Annotated in this window: 3 protein-coding genes; all 3 read left to right on the forward strand. The window is 65.5% G+C overall.

Going from position 1 to position 1763, the window contains the following annotated elements:
* Positions 1-220: 220 nt before the first annotated feature.
* Positions 221-658, forward strand: coding sequence for a prepilin-type N-terminal cleavage/methylation domain-containing protein (locus WKI94_RS12000; protein ID WP_337845953.1), 438 nt, complete (start codon positions 221-223; stop codon positions 656-658).
* Positions 655-1035, forward strand: coding sequence for a type II secretion system protein (locus tag WKI94_RS12005; protein ID WP_337845954.1), 381 nt, complete (start codon positions 655-657; stop codon positions 1033-1035). Before WKI94_RS12000 ends, WKI94_RS12005 begins: the two co-directional genes overlap by 4 nt.
* Positions 1001-1763, forward strand: a 763-nt coding sequence (locus tag WKI94_RS12010) for a prepilin-type cleavage/methylation domain-containing protein (RefSeq protein ID WP_337845956.1), incomplete at its 3' end; no start/stop codon positions are given. The genes WKI94_RS12005 and WKI94_RS12010, both read left to right, overlap by 35 nt.

Below are 1763 nucleotides of genomic sequence, written 5' to 3' on the forward strand. Positions count from 1 at the left end.
TCCTGCGGAGCCAGCGGGCCGAGGACTGGCTGAAGGCCCTGGCCCTGGACCCCCTGGATGAGGAGGCTTGGGAGAGGCTTCGCTTCACCCCTTGGACGGAGGAGGCCCGGGCGCTCCGGGATAAAGCTCTGGAAGAAGCGATAAGGGAACCTTTCTAGGTCTGACCCCCCCATTTGGGGGATAGACATCCCCCCAACCGCTAAGTAGCCTGGAAAGCAGAATGAAGCCCAGAGGCTTTTCGCTGTTAGAACTCCTCGTGGTCCTGGGCGTTCTGGGCATTGCCCTAAGCATCGCCGCCCTCAACCTGCGCCCCTTTTCCAATCCCCTGGAAGACGCCTGGGTCCAGACGGAGGGTTACCTCAAGCTGGTGCGGGCCAAGGCCATGGCCACCACCTCCGCTTACCGGGTGGAGCAAAGCGGGAACCGGCTGGTGGCGGAGTACGCCGCGCGGTGCGGTGGCCCAAGCTTCACTCCGGACCCCAGCCTGGTGCTGGAGCTCCCCCAGGGGGTTAACCTAAGCGCCGGGAACGGAAGCCCCTTGGAGCTTTGCTTCTCCAGCCGGGGGTACAGCGACCGGAACGTGGTCCTAGTGTTCCGCCGGGGGACCCAGGAACGCCGGATGGAGGTCCTCCTGGGCGGGGGGGTGAGGCGGCTATGAGGTCCTCCCCCGCCCAGGGGCTTTCCATTCTTGAGGTGGTGGTGGCCCTGGCCATCCTAGGGGTGGCTCTGGCCTTTATCGTACCTTCCTTCGTGGGGTTTCTAGAGACCAATACGGGCTCCGAGGTCCGCTCCCAAGCGGTCTACCTGGCGCAGAGGGAGCTGGAAACCCTAAGGCTTCAGGACCCCACCCTCCTGCCCACCTCAGGCAGCGCAGAGCGGCGGGAGTCCTACGGGGAGCGCACCTTCACCTTACGCCGGATCTACTGCGCCCAGACCGCCTTATGCGGGCCGGGAAGCCGGCACATCCGGGTGGAAGTGGTCTGGAACGGGAGGACGGTTTATGCAGCGGAAACGGTCTACACTAGCCTCCGCTAAGGGGCTCACCTTAGTGGAGCTCCTGATCGCCTTGGGGGTGGGGATCCTGCTTCTCGGGCTATCCCTGAGCCTGGTCCTTTCCAGCCGGCGGCTTTACACCCTGGACCAAACCCGCACCGCCCTCAACCAGAACCTTAGGGCAACGCTAGACCTGCTGGGGGCCGACGTCCGCCAGGCGGGGGAGAGGACTCCCCCAGACCTTCCCGCCATAGAAGCTATCGGGGGGAACACCCTGGTGCTCCGCAGGAACCTCCTGGATACCGTCCTTACCCTTTGCGATCCGAGCGGAATCCGGGCAGGCAGCAGCCAGGATGTGCTCTTCGTGGCCCGAAGGAACCAAAGCCCCCCACCTCAGTGCCTCCCCCAGGACGGGGATGGGAACGGTCGGGACGACCGGCTAGAGGCCTTTGCCCGCTACCGGCAGGAAGGGGGAGGGAAGGTGACGCTCTACCTTTATGACCCCACCACGGGCCGGGGAGAGTTCTTCCCCTATGACACCGAGGACCACTCCCGCTTCCACCTCCACCGGGCCCGGGGGCGCTGGTTGAACGACTACCCGGGAAACGGCACCGCCCGGATCTACGCCTTGGAGGAGCGCCGTTACCTCCTCCAGGGGGACGTGCTCACCCTCATCCTAAACGGGGACACCGCCCACCCCCTTTCCCTGGTGGACCGGGTAAGGGGCTTCCGGGTCGCCGTGCGCACCCAAGACGGCTCCATCCGCACGG

Origin of the sequence: Thermus sp. (assembly GCF_037444525.1) — a bacterium.
Taxonomy (GTDB): Bacteria; Deinococcota; Deinococci; order Deinococcales; family Thermaceae; genus Thermus.

What these genes read in the sequence shown, in the direction of transcription:
- WKI94_RS12000 (WP_337845953.1), top strand. Translation starts at nt 221, where the DNA reads ATGAAGCCCAGAGGCTTTTCGCTGTTAGAACTCCTCGTGGTCCTGGGC.
- WKI94_RS12005 (WP_337845954.1), top strand. Translation starts at nt 655, where the DNA reads ATGAGGTCCTCCCCCGCCCAGGGGCTTTCCATTCTTGAGGTGGTGGTG.